This window comes from Pseudogulbenkiania sp. NH8B (genome assembly GCF_000283535.1).
Classification (GTDB): domain Bacteria; phylum Pseudomonadota; class Gammaproteobacteria; order Burkholderiales; family Chromobacteriaceae; genus Pseudogulbenkiania; species Pseudogulbenkiania ferrooxidans.
In genome coordinates, this window is the sequence record NC_016002.1 from 1354971 (window position 1) to 1370893 (window position 15923).

13 protein-coding genes and 1 tRNA gene are annotated in these 15923 nt (G+C 66.2%); 5 read left to right on the forward strand and 9 right to left on the reverse strand.

Going from position 1 to position 15923, the window contains the following annotated elements; all coding sequences use genetic code 11:
* Positions 1 to 82 precede the first annotated feature (82 nt).
* On the reverse strand, positions 83 to 1675 hold the full coding sequence (locus tag NH8B_RS06450) for an NAD+ synthase (RefSeq protein ID WP_014086552.1): 1593 nt from the start codon (positions 1673 to 1675) through the stop codon (positions 83 to 85).
* Between the two features lie 79 nt (positions 1676 to 1754).
* On the opposite strand from NH8B_RS06450, the gene NH8B_RS06455 reads away from it, so the two are divergent.
* From NH8B_RS06455 to NH8B_RS06465, 3 genes are all read left to right on the forward strand, one after another.
* A complete protein-coding gene (locus tag NH8B_RS06455) occupies positions 1755 to 2882 on the forward strand; it encodes a GNAT family N-acetyltransferase (RefSeq protein ID WP_014086553.1) in 1128 nt (375 codons plus the stop codon).
* A 67-nt stretch (positions 2883 to 2949) separates the two neighbouring features.
* Positions 2950 to 3040: transfer RNA gene (locus NH8B_RS06460), tRNA-Ser, on the forward strand.
* A gap of 234 nt (positions 3041 to 3274) precedes the next feature.
* Entirely contained in the window at positions 3275 to 3997 is a 723-nt protein-coding gene (locus tag NH8B_RS06465) for a FadR/GntR family transcriptional regulator (protein WP_014086554.1), read from the forward strand.
* Between the two features lie 300 nt (positions 3998 to 4297).
* Here NH8B_RS06465 and denD read toward each other — a convergent pair whose 3' ends face one another.
* The 8 genes from denD to NH8B_RS06505 form a co-directional block, all read right to left on the reverse strand.
* The gene (gene denD / locus NH8B_RS06470; protein WP_014086555.1) at positions 4298 to 5281 is read right to left on the reverse strand and encodes a D-erythronate dehydrogenase; all 984 of its coding nucleotides are present in this window, start codon (positions 5279 to 5281) and stop codon (positions 4298 to 4300) included.
* Positions 5278 to 6066, reverse strand: a complete 789-nt coding sequence (gene otnI, locus NH8B_RS06475) for a 2-oxo-tetronate isomerase (RefSeq protein WP_014086556.1) — start codon at positions 6064 to 6066, stop codon at positions 5278 to 5280. Before otnI ends, denD begins: the two co-directional genes overlap by 4 nt.
* A gap of 135 nt (positions 6067 to 6201) precedes the next feature.
* The gene (locus NH8B_RS06480) at positions 6202 to 7512 is read right to left on the reverse strand and encodes an MFS transporter (RefSeq protein ID WP_014086557.1); all 1311 of its coding nucleotides are present in this window, start codon (positions 7510 to 7512) and stop codon (positions 6202 to 6204) included.
* A 113-nt stretch (positions 7513 to 7625) separates the two neighbouring features.
* Entirely contained in the window at positions 7626 to 8300 is a 675-nt protein-coding gene (locus NH8B_RS06485; RefSeq protein ID WP_014086558.1) for a class II aldolase/adducin family protein, read from the reverse strand.
* Position 8301: 1 nt separating this feature from the next.
* Positions 8302 to 9552 carry a 3-oxo-tetronate kinase gene (otnK, locus tag NH8B_RS06490; RefSeq protein ID WP_014086559.1) on the reverse strand — a complete coding sequence of 417 codons (1251 nt, stop codon included), beginning with the start codon at positions 9550 to 9552 and terminating at the stop codon, positions 8302 to 8304.
* A complete protein-coding gene (gene ltnD, locus NH8B_RS06495) occupies positions 9549 to 10589 on the reverse strand; it encodes an L-threonate dehydrogenase (protein ID WP_369751186.1) in 1041 nt (346 codons plus the stop codon). The genes otnK and ltnD overlap by 4 nt, the downstream gene beginning before the upstream one ends.
* Before the next feature lie 576 nt (positions 10590 to 11165).
* Positions 11166 to 11801 (reverse strand): NADPH-dependent FMN reductase, encoded by a 636-nt coding sequence (locus NH8B_RS06500; RefSeq protein WP_014086561.1) that lies wholly within the window; start codon positions 11799 to 11801, stop codon positions 11166 to 11168.
* A gap of 309 nt (positions 11802 to 12110) precedes the next feature.
* Entirely contained in the window at positions 12111 to 13109 is a 999-nt protein-coding gene (locus tag NH8B_RS06505) for a GlxA family transcriptional regulator (protein ID WP_014086562.1), read from the reverse strand.
* Positions 13110 to 13364: 255 nt separating this feature from the next.
* Between NH8B_RS06505 and NH8B_RS06510 the strand changes: the two genes are divergently transcribed.
* Together NH8B_RS06510 and glyA are read left to right on the forward strand one after the other, a co-directional pair.
* On the forward strand, positions 13365 to 14576 hold the full coding sequence (locus NH8B_RS06510; protein ID WP_014086563.1) for a M24 family metallopeptidase: 1212 nt from the start codon (positions 13365 to 13367) through the stop codon (positions 14574 to 14576).
* A gap of 79 nt (positions 14577 to 14655) precedes the next feature.
* Positions 14656 to 15915, forward strand: a complete 1260-nt coding sequence (gene glyA, locus NH8B_RS06515; protein WP_014086564.1) for a serine hydroxymethyltransferase — start codon at positions 14656 to 14658, stop codon at positions 15913 to 15915.
* Positions 15916 to 15923 lie beyond the last annotated feature (8 nt).

Here is a 15923-nt window from a genome sequence, read left to right on the forward strand (position 1 = left end):
TCGCGCCGCACCGCCGTAGCCGTGGTGCGGCGAGCCTGGCAGGGCCGGGAAGGGGGTACGTCGCCGATTTATTCATCAGTGCTCAGCTGAAGCGGTTGGTGATCGGGTAGCGCCAGTCCTTGCCAAAACCGCGGTGGGTGACGCGCGGACCGACCGGGGCCTGGCGGCGCTTGTACTCGTTGATCTTGAGAAGACGAACCACGCGCCGCACGTCGGCCTCGGCAAAACCCTCGGCGATGATTTCGGCAGCGGACAGGTTCTCTTCCACGTAGCGCGCCATGATGGCGTCGAGCACATCGTAGGGCGGCAGACTATCTTGGTCTTTCTGGTCCGGACGCAGTTCCGCCGAGGGCGGCCGGGTAATGATTCTTAACGGAATGATCTCGCTCTGGGCGTTGCGCCAGTGGCAGAGCTGGTAGACCAGGGTCTTGGCGACGTCCTTCAGCACGGCGAAGCCGCCGGCCATGTCGCCGTACAGCGTGCAGTAGCCGGTGGTCATCTCGGACTTGTTGCCGGTGGTGAGCACCAGCTTGCCGGTCTTGTTGGAGAGCGCCATCAACAGCGTGCCGCGGATGCGCGCCTGCAGGTTCTCCTCGGTGGTGTCTTCGGCCAACCCTTCGAACGACGGCGCCAGCGCCGCCATGAAACTCTCGTACATCGGCCAGATGGCGATTTCCTCGTACTTCACGCCGAGTCGCTCCACCATGTCGCGCGAGTCGTCCACCGAAATGTCGGCGGTGTAGCGGCTCGGCATCATCACCGCGTGCACCTTGTCGGCGCCCAGCGCGTCGTAGGCGATGGCCAGCGTCAGCGCCGAATCGATGCCGCCGGAGAGGCCGAGCAGCACACCGGGGAAGCCGTTCTTGCCGATGTAGTCGCGCACGCCGATCACCAGTGTCCGGTACACGCTCTCCAGCGGGCAGGGCAGCGCGGCCTTGCCGGCCGGCTGCAGGTCGCCGTCGGCCATCTGCACGATCAGCAGTTCATCGTCGTAGGCGGCGGCTTGCGCCACCACTTCGCCGGCCTTGTTGAGCGCGAACGAGGCGCCGTCGAAGACCAGTTCGTCCTGGCCGCCGGTGAGGTTGACGTAGGCGAACGGCAGGCCGGTCTCCTCGACGCGGTAGCGCACCGTCTCGTGGCGGGTTTCGACCTTGTTGCGGTGGAACGGCGAGGCGTTGAGCACCACCACCACGTCGGCGCCGGCATCGGCGGCTTCGGCGGCGGGATCCAGCGACCAGACATCCTCGCAGATCAACACGCCGACGTTGACGCCGTCCTGCTGGAATACCAGCGGTGCGCCGCCGGGAGTAAAGTAACGGCACTCGTCGAACACTTCGTTGTTGGGCAGCAGCATCTTGTGGTACTGACCGAGACGGTTGCCGTCACGCATCACCGTGGCGGCGTTGAAGCGCTCGTTGCCGAGCTTGACCGGGTGGCCCACCACCAGCGTGATGCCGTCCAGCTCCAAGAGTTCATCCAGCGCCTTGCTGCACTCGCGGTAGAAGTGGTCGCGCAGCAGCAGGTCTTCCGGGCTGTAGCCGGTGAGCGCCAGCTCCGGCGTGACCAGCACGTCGGCACCCTGGGCCATGGCCTGGCGGGCGAGGTCGAGAATCTTGCGGGTATTGCCGGCGATGTCGCCGACAACGGGATTGAACTGGGCGAGCGCGATACGCATCTTTGGTGGCTACGTCGGTTTATCAACAATAAGGCCGATTCTACCTGAAGCGCGGCACGATTTCCTGAAAGGAGCGGGGGTGACGATAGCGTCGCTGAATGGCTTGGCTGGGCTGCCGGCGGAGCAGTGGAACGCGCTGCGCGCCGACGACCAGCCCTTTCTCGCCCACGGCTGGCTCGCCGCGCTGGAGCAGGGCGGGGCGGTGAGCGCGGCCACCGGCTGGCAGCCGCATCATCTGGCGTGGCGTGAGGGCGAGGCGCTGAGGGCGGTCGCGCCGGCCTATCTCAAGACACACTCGTATGGCGAATACGTGTTCGACTGGGCCTGGGCCGAGGCCTACCAGCGCGCCGGGCTGGCCTACTACCCCAAGTTGCTGCTGGCGATACCGTTCACCCCGGTCGGCGGGCCGCGCTTCCTCGGCCTGCAGGCGGCCCGGGCCATGCTGATCGCCGAACTGCCGCGCCAGGTCCGCCAGCTCGGGCTATCGTCGGCGCATGTGTTGTACCCGGCTCAGGATGAAATGGCCATGCTGGCAGAAGCCGGCTGGCTGGAGCGGCACGGCGTGCAGTTCCACTGGCAAAACCACGGCTACCGCGACTTCAACGATTTTCTCGACGCACTCAGCCGCGACAAGCGCAAGAAGATCCGCCAGGAGCGGCGCCGCGTTGCCGAACAAGGGGTCGAGGTGATCGTCAAGGAAGGTCGGCAGATCACCGATGATGATTGGGCATTCTTTCATGCCTGCTACTGCCAGACCTATCGCGAGCACCGTTCCACTCCCTACCTCGATCTGGTGTTTTTCCGTCTGATCGGCGAACGTCTAGCCGACCACCTGGTGCTGTTTCTGGCGCAGCGGGCTGGCGAGCCGGTGGCCGCCAGCTTGTGCCTGAAGGATCGACACCAACTGTACGGCCGTTACTGGGGCGCGCTGGAGGATGTTTCCTGCCTGCATTTCGAGCTGTGCTACTACCAGGGCATCGCGTACTGCATCCGCCACGGACTCTCGGTATTCGAGGGTGGGGCGCAAGGCGAACACAAGCTGGCCCGCGGTTTCGAGCCGGTGTTGACGCATTCGGCGCACTGGCTGGGGGATTCTCCTTTCCGATCAGCGATTTGGCGCTGGCTCAAGCAGGAGAGGCAGGCGGTGGCGGCATATCTTGGCGAACTGGAGCAGCATATTGCATATAAAAAAGCTTGCCAGTCGTAAAAAGGGCTTATATACTGCGCAGCCTCTGACGACGAAACGCAAACGACGCCGACATCAGAGTAGTTCTGGAGAGGTGGATGAGTGGTTTAAGTCGCACGCCTGGAAAGCGTGTTTAGGGTAATACCCTAACGGGGGTTCGAATCCCCCCCTCTCCGCCAGAATTCAAAAAAGCCCGCTAAATGCGGGCTTTTTGCTTTTCCGGCGTGGCGCGTCACTCGGATGACGCTGGGATGCCCTGGCTGCGCGTGCCGGACAGGGGAGGGGTGGCTTGGGGTGTCGCCAATTTTACCCCACGCGCCGCCACTGACAGTGCTATCTTCTTATCATCTTCTCATACAACTGAAAGGCATGTTGTGGCCCTTGAGTTTCAACCCGTCCACGCCGGCGCGCGTTTGTCCGAGCAAGTGGCTGAGGCACTGGCCGAGGGTATCCATTCGGGCGCCTTGCAGCCGGGCGACAAGCTGCCGTCCGAAGCCCAGCTGGTCGATCAATTCAAGGTGAGCCGCACCGTGATTCGCGAAGCGGTGTCCCAGTTGAAGTCGCTGGGTCTGGTCATTTCGCGCCAAGGCTATGGGGTGCTGGTGCAGGAGCCGGGGATTCGTCCGCTCTCGTTCGATGCGGCGCATACCGCCTCGATGGAGGCGGTGGTGCAGATGGCCGAGGTGCGGCGCGTGCTGGAGGCCGAGGCAGCCGGCCTGGCGGCGGCGCGTCGCAGCGAGCAGGATCTGGCGGCGATCCGCACCGCCGTGGCCGCATTGGCCGAGGCGGCGAAAAGCGGTCGCGACGGGGTGGAGGAAGACGTGAACTTTCACCGCAGCATCGCCGCGGCTGCTGGCAACCCGTTCCTGATTTCGACGCTGGATTACCTGTCGCAGTACCTGCGCGGCGCCACCCAGGTGACGCGGGCCAACGAAGCGCGCCGCGAGGATTTCTTCAAGGAAGTGCAGGACGAGCACAACGCCATCGTCAGCGCCATCGAACAAGGCGACCCGGCGCGCGCGCGCAAGGTCGCCGCCTCCCATATGGATAACGCGATTCGCCGTATCCGCGCTGCCGACCCGGCGTTCTGGGACCAGGAAGGCGAAAAGCTGGCGCAAACGCTGCGCATGCGCTGACGTCCAGATAGATGCGGCGGGCCGCCTCACCCCGCCGCCGCATCCCCCTTTCTGCAGACGGCCGAGACGGTCGTATCGACCGTGCTCAAGGCACGGCCCGGCAGATCGACCGCACCGACTTCGCCTCGAGCGCGGCGCTCCCGATCAAATCCCCCACCGCTATCCGCCATGGCGAACCGCGCCGCGGCATGGTCCGGCTTGACGCTGCCGCCGTGCCGCAGCGGCACGGCTTCGGCCAACGTTGAGTCGGCTTGGGCCAGGCCGGCATGCGGAAAAGAAAAATGGATGATCGGGAACGGGTCAGGCAGGCCGAACGGCAGCGGGGAAATCGCGGAGGTACTGCTCGACGATGCTGCGGAAATCGGTGTCGGCCTTGAGCCCCAGGCGTTCCCCGCGCGGCGACTCGAAGCGCGCCGGCCAGCTGCCGACGATACGGGCGATGGTGTCGTCCGGGACGAAGCGCACGAGGGAGCGTGCCTGGCTGCCGCCGACGCTTTCCAGCGCGTCGAGCATGTCCTGCACGCGCACCGTCAGGGCCGGCAGGTTGAGCGCGGTGCGGCCGCCGAAGGCCTCGCGGCTGGCTTCGAATACCGCGATCAGCCCGGCGATGGTGTTGGCCGGCGAGGCCAGCGCCACTTCGGTGTCGGGAGAGACCGGGCAGATCGCTTCCTGGCCGGCCAGGGGTTCGCGGATGATGCCGGAGAGGAAGCTGGAGGCGGCGCCGTTGGGGCGGCCCGGCCGCACCGAGACCGTCATCAGCCGCGCCACGCGGCCGTCGATGAAGCCCTTGCGGGTGTAGTCGGCCACCAGCTGCTCGCAGATGAACTTCTGCACGCCGTAGGACGACTGCGGCGTGGGCAGGGTGTCGTCGCGCACCACCGCCGGCAGCGGCAGCGCCGGGTCGCTACCGAACACCGCCACCGAGCTGGAAAACACCAAGCGCGGGGCATTGCCGGCGGCACGCAGGGCGTCGAGCAGTACGCGTGCGCTGTCGAGGTTGGAGCGCAGGCCGAGCTCGAAATCGGCCTCGCATTCGGACGACACCGCCGAGGCAAGGTGGAACACGCCGTCGAAACGCTCGCCGTTCAACTTTTCGGCCAGCTCGAGCACGGTGCCGACGCGTACTTCCACGCGCGGGTCAGCGCGCAGGTCGTCGGGTGCGGCCACCAAGTCGGCCAGCACCAGCCGTTCGATCGCGCGCCCGGCCAGTTCGCTGCGAGCGAGCAGGGTGCGCGCCAGCCGCGCGCCGATGAAACCGGCGCCGCCGGTAATCAAGAGCTTCATCGTTGTGCCTCCTTGTAGGGTTGGAACCAGGCGAGCCCGGCCGAGGTGCCGTTGCGCGGGCGGTATTCGCAGCCGATGTAACCGTCGTAACCCAGTTCGTCGAGCAGCGCGAACAGGTAGGGGTAGTTCAGCTCCCCGCTGTCCGGCTCGTGACGCTCCGGCACGCCGGCGATCTGCACGTGGCCGACGCCGGCCAGGTGGCGGCGCAGGCGCATGGCGATGTCGCCTTCCATGATCTGGCAGTGATACCAGTCCATCTGCACTTTCAGGTTGGGCTCGCCCACCTCGGCCACGATGTCGTGTGCCTGCTGCTGGTGGCTGAGGAAGTAGCCCGGCATGTCGCGCTGGTTGATCGGCTCGATCAACAGCGTGATGCCGTGCTCCGCGCAGCGGCGGGCGGCGTGGCGCAGGTTGGCGACGAAGGTGGCGCGCAGGGCGGTGAGGTCGGCGCCTTGTGGCACCAGTCCGGCCATGGCGTGCAGGCGGCGGCAGCCGGTGGCGTGTGCATATTCCAGCGCACGCTCCACCGAGGCGGCAAATTCCTCCTCGCGTCCCGGCAGGGCGGCGATGCCGCGTTCGCCCGCGGCCCAGTCGCCCGGCGGCAGGTTGAACAGCGCCTGGGTCAGGCCGTGGGCGGCGAGGCGGGCGGCGATGTCGGCCGCCGGGTAGTCGTAGGGAAACAGATATTCCACGGCGCGGAACCCGTCCCGGGCGGCCGCGGCGAAGCGGTCGAGAAAGTCGTGTTCCGTGTACATCATGGTCAGGTTGGCGGCAAATTGCGGCATGGTGATCTCTTTGCTTCAGCTAATGAATGGTCAAGCAATGGGTAACCTGGATGGCGACATCGGCGAAGAGACCACAGACCAGGCGCCCGGAACGCAGCGTCGAATCGGGTCTCTGTCGCCGTGTTGACAACAGGTTTAGCGGTTAACCAGCTTGGCCGGCGTGCGCAATACCGCGATGGCCCCCACCACCAGGCTGCCGGCGAGCACGTACATGCCGGCGGCGGTGCTGCCCGTCATGTCCTTGAGTGTACCGATCAGGTAGGGGCTGACGAAACCGGCGAGGTTGCCGACCGAGTTGATCACCGCGATGCCGGCGGCGGCGGCCGTGCCGCCGAGGAAGGCCGTCGGCAGGGACCAGAACAGCGGGGCGCAGGTCAGCACTCCGGCCGCGGCCAGTGACAGGAATACCAGGGACACGGCGGTGTTCTGGGTAAACGATGCCGCGACGACGAAGCCGACGGTGCCCATCATGGCGGGGATCACCAGGTGCCAGCGGCGCTCGCGGCGGGCATCCGCGCTGCGGCCGAAGCCGTTCATGGCAATGATCGCGGAGAGGAAGGGGATGGCGCTCAGCACGCCGATGGACAGGTTGCTGGTGACCCCGGTCGATTTGATGAAGGTGGGCATCCAGAAGGTCAGGCCGTATTGGCCCATCACGAAGCAGAAGTAGATCAGGCTCATGAACCACACCCGGGCGTCTTTGAACGCGCTCAGGGCGTGGGCGCTGTGGTCCTTGTGCTTGGTGTCTTCGGCGATGGCCTGGGCCACCACACTCTTCTCTTCCTCGCTCAGCCACTTGGCCTTGGCCACGGAGTCGTCGAGGTAGTACAGCACCACCAGGCCGACCAGTACCGCCGGTACCGCTTCGATCAGGAACATCCACTGCCAGCCGGCCCAGCCGCCCACGCCGCCGAAGGCATCCATGATGAAGCCGGAGAGCGGGTTGCCGAAAATGCCGGAGACCGGGATCGCCGACATGAACATCGCCACGATCTTGGCGCGCCGGTGCGACGGGTACCAGTAGGTCAGGTAGAGGATGATGCCGGGGTAGAAGCCGGCTTCGGCCAACCCTAGCAAAAAGCGCATCACGTAAAACGCGGTGGGCGTGTTGACGAAGGCGAAACCGGCCGAGACCAGGCCCCAGGTGATCATGATGCGGGCGATCCAGACCTTGGCGCCGAAGCGGCTCAGGGCGAGGTTGCTCGGCACTTCGAACAGGAAGTAGCCGAGGAAGAAGATGCCGGCGCCGAGGCCGAACATGGTTTCGCTGAAGCCGAGCTGTTGCGACATCTGCAGCTTGGCGAAGCCGACGTTGACGCGGTCGAGATAGGACACCACGTAACAGAGGATGATCAGTGGCACGATGCGCCACGATACCTTGCTGAATACACTGTCTTCACGACTCATGATGGCCGTGCCGGTTTGCTGCTGGGCAATACTGCTCATGGTAATGTCTCCTCTACTGTCGTTAATGTGCGTCACCGTGTTGTTTTTATTGGTGACGCACTGTCATTACCTGGAACGGGCCAGGGTGCAGCGTGACTGGTCTCCCAGCCGTCTTACCAGCGCGCCGCGAAGGTGCGCCGTAATTCTTCGATCTGTTGTTCGCTCAGGGGCGCCGGACGGGGGCTGACCGTCAGCCACAGCCGGGCGGTTTCTTCCAGTTCCTCCAGGGTGGCCATCGCGGCCGCCGGGCTGTCGTGCCAGACGTTGGGGCCGAGCCGCTCCAGCATCACCGCCCGGATCGGCACGCCGCGCCGGCGCGCCGCGGCGATGCTTTCCGCCACCCGTTCCGCCGCCTCGGGGGCGCCGGGGCGGTGGTAGGGGATCAGCGGCACGTGACCGACCTTCATCACGAAGTACGGCGTGATCGGCGGCACGATGTCGGCCTCGCTCCACACGCCTTGCAGCGTCAGCGCCACCAGGTGGGTGGAGTGGGTGTGGATCACGCAGCGCGCCTCGGGCTCGGCCTGGTAGATGCGCCGGTGCAGCGCCAGCGTCTTGCTGGCACGGTCGCCGCTTTGCTGCTCGCCGGCGGCATCCACCCAGGCGATGCGCTCGGGCTCGAGAAAGCCCAGGCAGGCGTCGGTGGGGGTGATCAGGAAGCCGCCGCCTTGTTCATCGTCCAGCCGCACGCTGATGTTGCCGGCGCTGGCGTGGACGTAGCCGCGCTCGAACAGCGAGCGCCCGACGCGGCACATCTCCTGGCGCAGGAAGTCTTGATCGGGCGTCATGTCACTGCACCTGCTGCAAGGCTTTGCCGAAGAAGTCGACGCTGCCGAAGTTGCCGGACTTGAGCGCCAGCAGCAGCGGCCGGCCCTCCACCTGGGTCCACGGCACGCCGGGGTCGATGGCGGCGCCGATGCGCAGCTGGCTGACGCCGAGCGCCTGCACCACCGCGCCGGAGGTTTCGCCGCCGGCCACCACCAGACGGTGCACACCGTTTTCGGCCAAGCCGTGTGCGATCTGCGCCAGGCACTGTTCCACCAGCTGGCCGGCACGCTCGACGCCGAGCTCGGCCTGCACCGCGCGCACGTCTTCCGGGCGCGAGGTGGCGTAGACCAGCGCCGGTTCGGCTTGCGCCAGCACCCAGGCGATCGCCTCTTCGGCAAGCGGCCGGCCGGCGGCCAGTTCGCGCGGATCGAGGCGCAGGGCGGGGCGGCCGGCGTCTATCCAGTGCTGCACCTGGCCGTTGGTGGCCTGCGAGCACGAACCGGACAGCACCGCGGCTCGTCCGCCCACGGCGGGCAGCTCGGCGGCGCGGGCATCCGGTGTCACCCAACCCCGCGCGGCGTAGACCTCGGGCAGACCGAGTGCCACGCCGGAGCCGGCGGTGATGAGCGGCAGCTCGGCGCAGGCGGCGGCGATCACGCGCAGGTCGTCGTTGGAAATCGCATCGACCACCGCGCAGCGCACTCCCTTGCCGCGCAGTTCGGCAAAGCGTGCCTGCAGCGCGGCCGTGCCCTGCGCCACGCTGTCGTAGCGTGCCAGGCCGACGCGGCCGGAGACTTGCGCCTGCAGCACGTTGACCAGGTTGGCGTCGGTCATCGGCGTGAGCGGGTGGTGGCGCATGCCGGAGTCGGACAGCAGCTGGTCGCCGACGAACAGGTGGCCGCGGAACACGGTGCGGCCGTTTTCCGGGAAGGCCGGGCAGGCGATGGTGAAGTCGCTGCCGAGCGCCTGCAGTAGTGCCTCGGTCACCGGGCCGATATTGCCCTCGGCGGTGGAGTCGAAGGTGGAGCAATACTTGAAGTAGAACTGGCGCGCGCCGCCGGCACGCAACCACTCGAGGGCCGCGAGCGAATCGCGCACGGCCTCGTCAGCCGGGTTGGTGCGCGACTTGAGCGCCACCACCACGGCGTCGGCCTCGGGCGCCGGGCCGTCCGGCACGCCGATCACCTGCACCGTTTTCAAACCCGCGCGCACCAGCATGCTGGCGACGTCGGTGGCGCCGGTGAAGTCGTCCGCAATCACGCCGAGGATCATGCGGCCTCCTTGCCTTGCGGCAGCTCGATGCCGGTGAGCGCGGCGTAGAGTTTGATCACGGCGCTGTCGTCTTCCTGGCCGTGGCCGGCGGCGGCGGTGCCGAGGTAGAGCTGGTGCGCGGCGGAGGCGAGCGGCAGCGGGAAGGCGAGCTGGCGTGCCGCATCCAGCACGATGCCCAGGTCCTTGATGAAGATGTTGACCGCCGACAGCGGGGTGTAGTCGCCGGCGAGGATGTGCGGCACGCGGTTCTGGAACATCCAGCTCATGCCGGCCGAGTTGCAGATCACCTCGTACAGCTCGTCGGGACGGGCGCCGGCGCGGATGCCGAGCGCCATCGCCTCGCAGGCGGCGGCGATGTGCACGCCGGCCAGGTGTTGGTTGACCATCTTCACGGTGGAGCCGACCCCGGCCTTGTCGCCCAGGCGGTAGATCTTGCCGGCGTAGGCCTCGAGCAGCCCGCCGGCGGCGGCGAACGCTTCCGGCTTGCCCGACGCCATCACCGTCATCTCGCCGGCCGCGGCCTTGGCCGCGCCGCCGGACACCGGGCCGTCGATCAGGAACACGCCGCGCTCGGCCAGGCGCGCTTCCCACTGCGGCGGCCGGATGGGGTCGACCGTGGCGGCGGTCACCACCACCGAGCCCGGCTTGAGATGGGCCGCGATGCCGTCGTCGCCGAATAGCACGCTCTCGGTCTGCGCGGCGTTGACCACCAGCACCAGCACCACGTCGCTGTGCCGCGCCAGCTCGGCCAGGCTGCCCGCCACCTTGCCGCCCTCGGCAGCAAAGCGCTCGCACACCTGCGGATTGAGGTCGAAACCCCAGGTGCCGACGTCGCGGCGCAGGGCACTTTGCGCGGCCCCGAACCCCATCGAGCCGAGGCCGATGACTCCAAGCGTTTTACTCATCTTCTGTCTCCGTCTGTCTCGAGTGGGGCGGAGGTCGGCCCTGCACTCGATTTTCTGAACTGTGGGGTGATGCGGTGCCCCGGCGCGGCCGTCGAGAGCGGTCAGCCACGCGGGGTTTTTACGTCTTGTAATCTTGTCATCAGGTTATCATACAAGTTTGAATGGAAAGCAAGAAAAGTTTCGGGCGGTGGCGCGGCTGTTGCATAAATAGCGGAGGGGTAGGGGGCGGCGGACTGGGTGTGGCGCAGATGCCATCGAGCGCGTGTGCGGCGGCGTGCGATGCCGGGGGCGGCACGATTTCTGCGTCCGGGTCTCGGCCAGGGCTGAGCCGGGCTTGCCTGGCGCGGCCCGCGCCATGATGCCGCGCCGCCGCCAGGCCGGAGCGCTGCGTCGGGGAGCCAGTTGGTTTCTGGCGTGTCCGGGGCCGCGGCCTCCCGAGGCGACAAAGCCCGCGTGCAGCGGGCCTTGGCGCGTTGTTACCTTGGACCCTGTTCCAGGTCTTTTCGCCGCTGCGGCCGGGTGCGGCTGGATGCTGCGCTGGAACAGGCTCTTAGAGCCTGTGTACGATCTCGCGAGCTAGCGCGAGACAAGGCAAAAACGGCTGAGGAAGCGGCGTTTACGAGGGGTAAATGAGCATTCCGAAGTCGTTTTTAACGCTGTATCGCCGATGCGCAGCACATCGTAAACAGGTTCTTACGGCGGTATGTGTCAGCGCAGCCGGGTCAGGTCGTGGCGGCGTTCGGTGGATTCCGGCGCCAGCGACAGGCCGTGCAGCTTGGCGAGCAGCTTGGCCAGGTTGGCGCCCAGTTCTTCCACGGCGTGTTGTTGCTTGGGATTGGCCATGGCGCCGTCGGCGCCGAACGCCTCGTGCGCGACCCCGACCGCCAGTTGCTCCGGCATCACGAGCACCCCGACGTTGCCCAGGATGGCGCGCACGTGCACCAGGCCGCGCAGGCCGCCGAAGCCGCCCGGCGAGGCGGCGAGCAGCGCCGCCACCTTGCCGGTGTAGGGGGCGAGGCCGGGGCTGCCGTCGACCTGGCGCGTGGTCCAGTCGATGGTGTTCTTCAGCAGCGGGGAAATCGAGCCGTTGTATTCCGGCGAGGCGAGCAGCAGGCCCTGGTGGCTCAGCATCAGTTCGCGCAGCCGCAGGGCGTTGTCCGGTATGCCGTTCTCGCTCTCCTCGTCGCCATCGTAGAGCGGCATGGGAAAGTCGCGCAGGTCAATCAGGGTGACGTCGGCGCCGGCGGCGCGGGCGCCGTGGGCGGCGATGTGCACCAGCTTCTTGTTCCAGGAATCTTTGCGGGCGCTGCCGGCAAACGCCAGGATTTTGGGTGCATCGTTCACGCTGTTCTCCTCGGGTGGGTCTTCACGGCGACGTGCCGGAAACGACCGTTCCAGTGTAGGCAAGGATGGAGGCTGGCTCGCGACAATTTGTTCCTCTGTCCATAAGAGCCGGAGCCCTGAGAACCGGTTCACGATCTGTCGCGAGCAGCCCTCAGCGGGTGAAGAGCCGCACAGAAACCGGAATGTACTGGAGTACGTGAGGATCATGGCTGAGCGAATCTCCACAGGAGATTCGCACGCACAGAGCAGCACATGAGCCCCGATCAGGGATGCGCAGCAAGATCGTGAACTGGCTCTGAGCCGCAAGGCTCAGAGCATGCCTTGATAGCGCTTGCGGTCGGTGATCGGGGAGATCTCGAACTGCGCCTTGTACTTGGTGGCGAAGTGGGTGGTGGAGACGAAGCCGGTGTTGGCGCACACCTCTTCGAGCGGCTTGGCGGTGCGGTAGAGCAGCTGGCGCGCGCGCAGCAGGCGGATTTCCATGTAGGCCTGGGCCGGGGTCTTGTTGAGCCGTTCGTGGAACCAGCGTTCCAGCTGCCGCACCGAGACCGTGAGATAGGCGGCGATCTCGGCGATCGACAGCGTCTCTTCGATATTGCTCTCCATCAGTTGCAGCGCCTCTTCCAGCTTGGGTAGCTCCGTGCCCTGGTATTGCCGCAGCGAGGCGCGCTGGCGCTGTTCGTGGCTGCGTTTTTCCGCCACCAGGAGTTCCAGCACGCGTGCGCCGAGGTTGCGGGTGCCGGGCGGCTGGCTGATCAGCTGCACCATCATGTCGAGCGGGGCGACGCCGCCGCTGCAGGTGTAGCGCTTGTTGTCCACCTCGTAGAGGCGGTTGGAGACGATCAGCTTGGGGAAGCGTTCCACCAGCAAGTCCTGGTCTTCCCAGTGGATGGTGCAGCGGTAGCCGTCGAGCAGGCCGGCGCGCGCCAGGTAGTAGCTGCCGGTATCGATGCCGCCGAGCGCCGCGCCCTTGCCTTCCTGGTAGCGCAGCCAGCGCGTGATGCCGAGGTTGCGCGGCTGCGGGATGGGGTTGGGGCCGACCACGAACACGGTGTCGAACACCTCGTTGTCGGCGATGGTGCCTTCGGTGAACACCCGGATGCCGTCGCTGGAGGTGACCGAGTCGCCGTCCACCGAGAGCAGCTTGAAGGTGTAGACCTTGCGGCCCACCACCATGTTGGCGATGCGCAGCGGGTCCACCGCGGTGCTGAGCGCGATCAGGGAAAAGTCCTTGACCAGCAGGAAGCCGAAGGTGCTGACCCGCAGGTCGTGGATGCCGTCCGGCATCGGGGTGGCGGCGTGGTTCATGACGTTATCGAGGCGGTGGCCGAGTGGTGTTCGGGGGTGAGTGAACAGGCGATGGTGCCCGATTCGCGGCGCCGCGGCCAGACGTTCGTCACGCCTGCTTGAAGGCGACCGAGGGGCGGAGGCGCGGCGGGCCGTGGCGGTCTGCTTTTAACGTATACAGAAAGTATTTTGTCGTAAACAGGAATTTCAATTTGTTCCAGAACCCTACTATCTACCTCACCAGCCGTGACAACACATCACAAGAGGAGAGAGTAAATGGAACTGGAAAGTCTGATCAAAATCGAGAACGGTGAGAAAGCCAAGCACACCTTCTCCGACGCCGAGTACGCCAACCGCCAGCGCAAGCTGCGCGAGCTGATGGCCAGTCAGAACATCGACAGCGTGCTGTTCACCTCGTACCACAACATCAACTACTACGCCGATTTCCTGTACTGCTCGTTCGGCCGCAAGTACGGCCTGGTGGTGACCGGCGACAAGGTGGTGTCGATTTCGGCCAACATCGACGGCGGCCAGCCGTGGCGCCGTACCGTCGGCGACTACAACGTGGTCTACACCGACTGGCAGCGCGACAACTTCTACCGCGCCGTGCAGCAGGAAATCCCCAACAAGGGCCGCGTCGGCCTCGAGTACGACCAGCTGCCGGTCGAGGCGCTGAACAAGCTGCGCGCCGCGCTGCCGTCGGTGGAGTTCGTCGACATCAGCGCCGCCACCATGCGCATGCGCATGATCAAGTCGGACGAGGAAATCGCCCTGATCAAGCACGGCGCCAATGTGTGCGACGTGGGCGGCGCGGCGCTGGCCGCCGCGGTGCGCGAAGGCGTGCCGGAACACGAGGTGGCGCTGGCCTCGACCCAGGCGATGGTGCGCGAGATCGCCCGCCGCTTCCCGGACTCCGAGCTGATGGACACCTGGACCTGGTTCCAGTCCGGCATCAACACCGACGGCGCCCACAACCCGGTGACCACGCGCAAGGTGCAGAAGGGCGACATCCTCAGCCTCAACTGCTTCTCGATGATTTCCGGCTACTACACCGCGCTGGAACGCACCATGTTCTTCGACCACTGCCCGGACGCGCATCTGCGCCTGTGGCAGATCAACGTCGAGGTGCACGAGGCCGGTCTCGAGCTGATCAAGCCGGGCGCGCGCTGCGGCGACATCGCCAAGGAACTCAACAAGATCTACGAGAAGTACGACCTGCTCAAGTACCGCACCTTCGGCTACGGCCACTCCTTCGGCGTGCTGAGCCACTACTACGGCCGTGAAGCCGGGCTGGAACTGCGCGAGGACATCGACACCGTGCTCGAACCGAACATGGTGGTGTCGATGGAGCCGATGATCATGCTGCCGGAAGGCCTGCCGGGCGCCGGCGGCTACCGCGAGCACGACATCCTGGTGGTGCACGAGAACGGCGCCGAGAACATCACCGGCTTCAAGTACGGCCCTGAGCACAACATCATAAAGGCCTGATCCGGATTGATGGCAGTAACTCCGGCGGCACTCGACTGCCGCCGGAGACAAAGACAAGAAATACAAAGGAGATAGCAGGATGTTCTCGCAAGATCAGATCATTGCGGGGTTCGACGACGCCCTGTGGAACGCGCTGGAGGCGGAACGCCAGCGCCAGGAAGACCACATCGAGCTCATCGCCTCCGAAAACTACACCAGTCCGCGCGTGATGCAGGCGCAGGGCTCGGTGCTCACCAACAAATATGCCGAAGGCTACCCCGGCAAGCGCTACTACGGCGGCTGCGAACACGTCGACGTGGTCGAGCAGCTCGCCATCGACCGCGCCAAGCAGCTGTTCGGCGCCGACTACGCCAACGTGCAGCCGCACTCCGGCAGCCAGGCCAACGCCGCGGTCTACATGGCGCTCTTGGAGCCGCACGACACCGTGCTCGGCATGAGCCTGGCGCACGGCGGCCACCTCACCCACGGCGCCAAGGTCAACTTCTCCGGCAAGCTCTACCACGCCGTGCAGTACGGCCTCAACCCGGACACCGGGCTGATCGACTACGACGAAGTGCAAAGGTTGGCCGAAGAACACCGCCCGAAGATGATCGTGGCCGGCTTCTCCGCCTACGCCCGGGTGCTCGACTTCGCCCGTTTCCGTGAAATCGCCGACTCGGTGGGCGCCTACCTGTTCGTCGACATGGCGCACGTCGCGGGCCTGGTCGCCGCCGGGCTGTACCCGAACCCGCTGCCGTTCGCCGACGTCGTCACCACCACCACGCACAAGACCCTGCGCGGCCCGCGCGGCGGCCTGATCCTGGCCAAAAGCAACCCGGAACTGGAGAAGAAGTTCAGCTCGCTGGTGTTCCCCGGCATCCAGGGCGGCCCGCTGATGCACGTCATCGCCGCCAAGGCCGTGGCCTTCCTCGAGGCGCAGCAGCCCGAGTTCAAGGCCTACCAGCAGCAGGTCATCGCCAACGCCCGCGCCATGGTCACGGTGTTCCAGGAGCGTGGCTACGAGGTAGTGTCCGGCGGCACCGACGATCATCTGTTCCTGCTGTCGCTGATCAACAAGGGCATCACCGGCAAGGACGCCGACGCGGCGCTGGGCCGGGCGCACATCACCGTCAACAAGAACGCCGTGCCGAACGACCCGCAAAGCCCGTTCGTCACCAGCGGCATCCGCATCGGCTCGCCGGCGATCACCACGCGCGGTTTCACCGAGTACGAGTCGGCACGCACCGCGACGCTGATCTGCGACGTGCTCGACCACCTCGGCAACGAGGAGGTTATCGCCTCGGTGCGCGCCCAGGTGGGTGCTCTGTGTCGCGACTTCCCCGTCTACCAGGGACGCTGAGAGACCAC

Excerpts from the sequence above, each read along its gene's own strand:
- NH8B_RS06450 (WP_014086552.1), bottom strand. The coding sequence starts at position 1,675 with ATGCGTATCGCGCTCGCCCAGTTCAATCCCGTTGTCGGCGACATCGCC.
- denD (WP_014086555.1), bottom strand. The coding sequence starts at position 5,281 with ATGAAGCTCTTGATTACCGGCGGCGCCGGTTTCATCGGCGCGCGGCTG.
- otnI (WP_014086556.1), bottom strand. The coding sequence starts at position 6,066 with ATGCCGCAATTTGCCGCCAACCTGACCATGATGTACACGGAACACGAC.
- NH8B_RS06480 (WP_014086557.1), bottom strand. The coding sequence starts at position 7,512 with ATGAGCAGTATTGCCCAGCAGCAAACCGGCACGGCCATCATGAGTCGT.
- NH8B_RS06485 (WP_014086558.1), bottom strand. The coding sequence starts at position 8,300 with ATGACGCCCGATCAAGACTTCCTGCGCCAGGAGATGTGCCGCGTCGGG.
- otnK (WP_014086559.1), bottom strand. The coding sequence starts at position 9,552 with ATGATCCTCGGCGTGATTGCGGACGACTTCACCGGCGCCACCGACGTC.
- NH8B_RS06505 (WP_014086562.1), bottom strand. The coding sequence starts at position 13,109 with ATGAACCACGCCGCCACCCCGATGCCGGACGGCATCCACGACCTGCGG.
- NH8B_RS06510 (WP_014086563.1), top strand. The coding sequence starts at position 13,365 with ATGGAACTGGAAAGTCTGATCAAAATCGAGAACGGTGAGAAAGCCAAG.
- glyA (WP_014086564.1), top strand. The coding sequence starts at position 14,656 with ATGTTCTCGCAAGATCAGATCATTGCGGGGTTCGACGACGCCCTGTGG.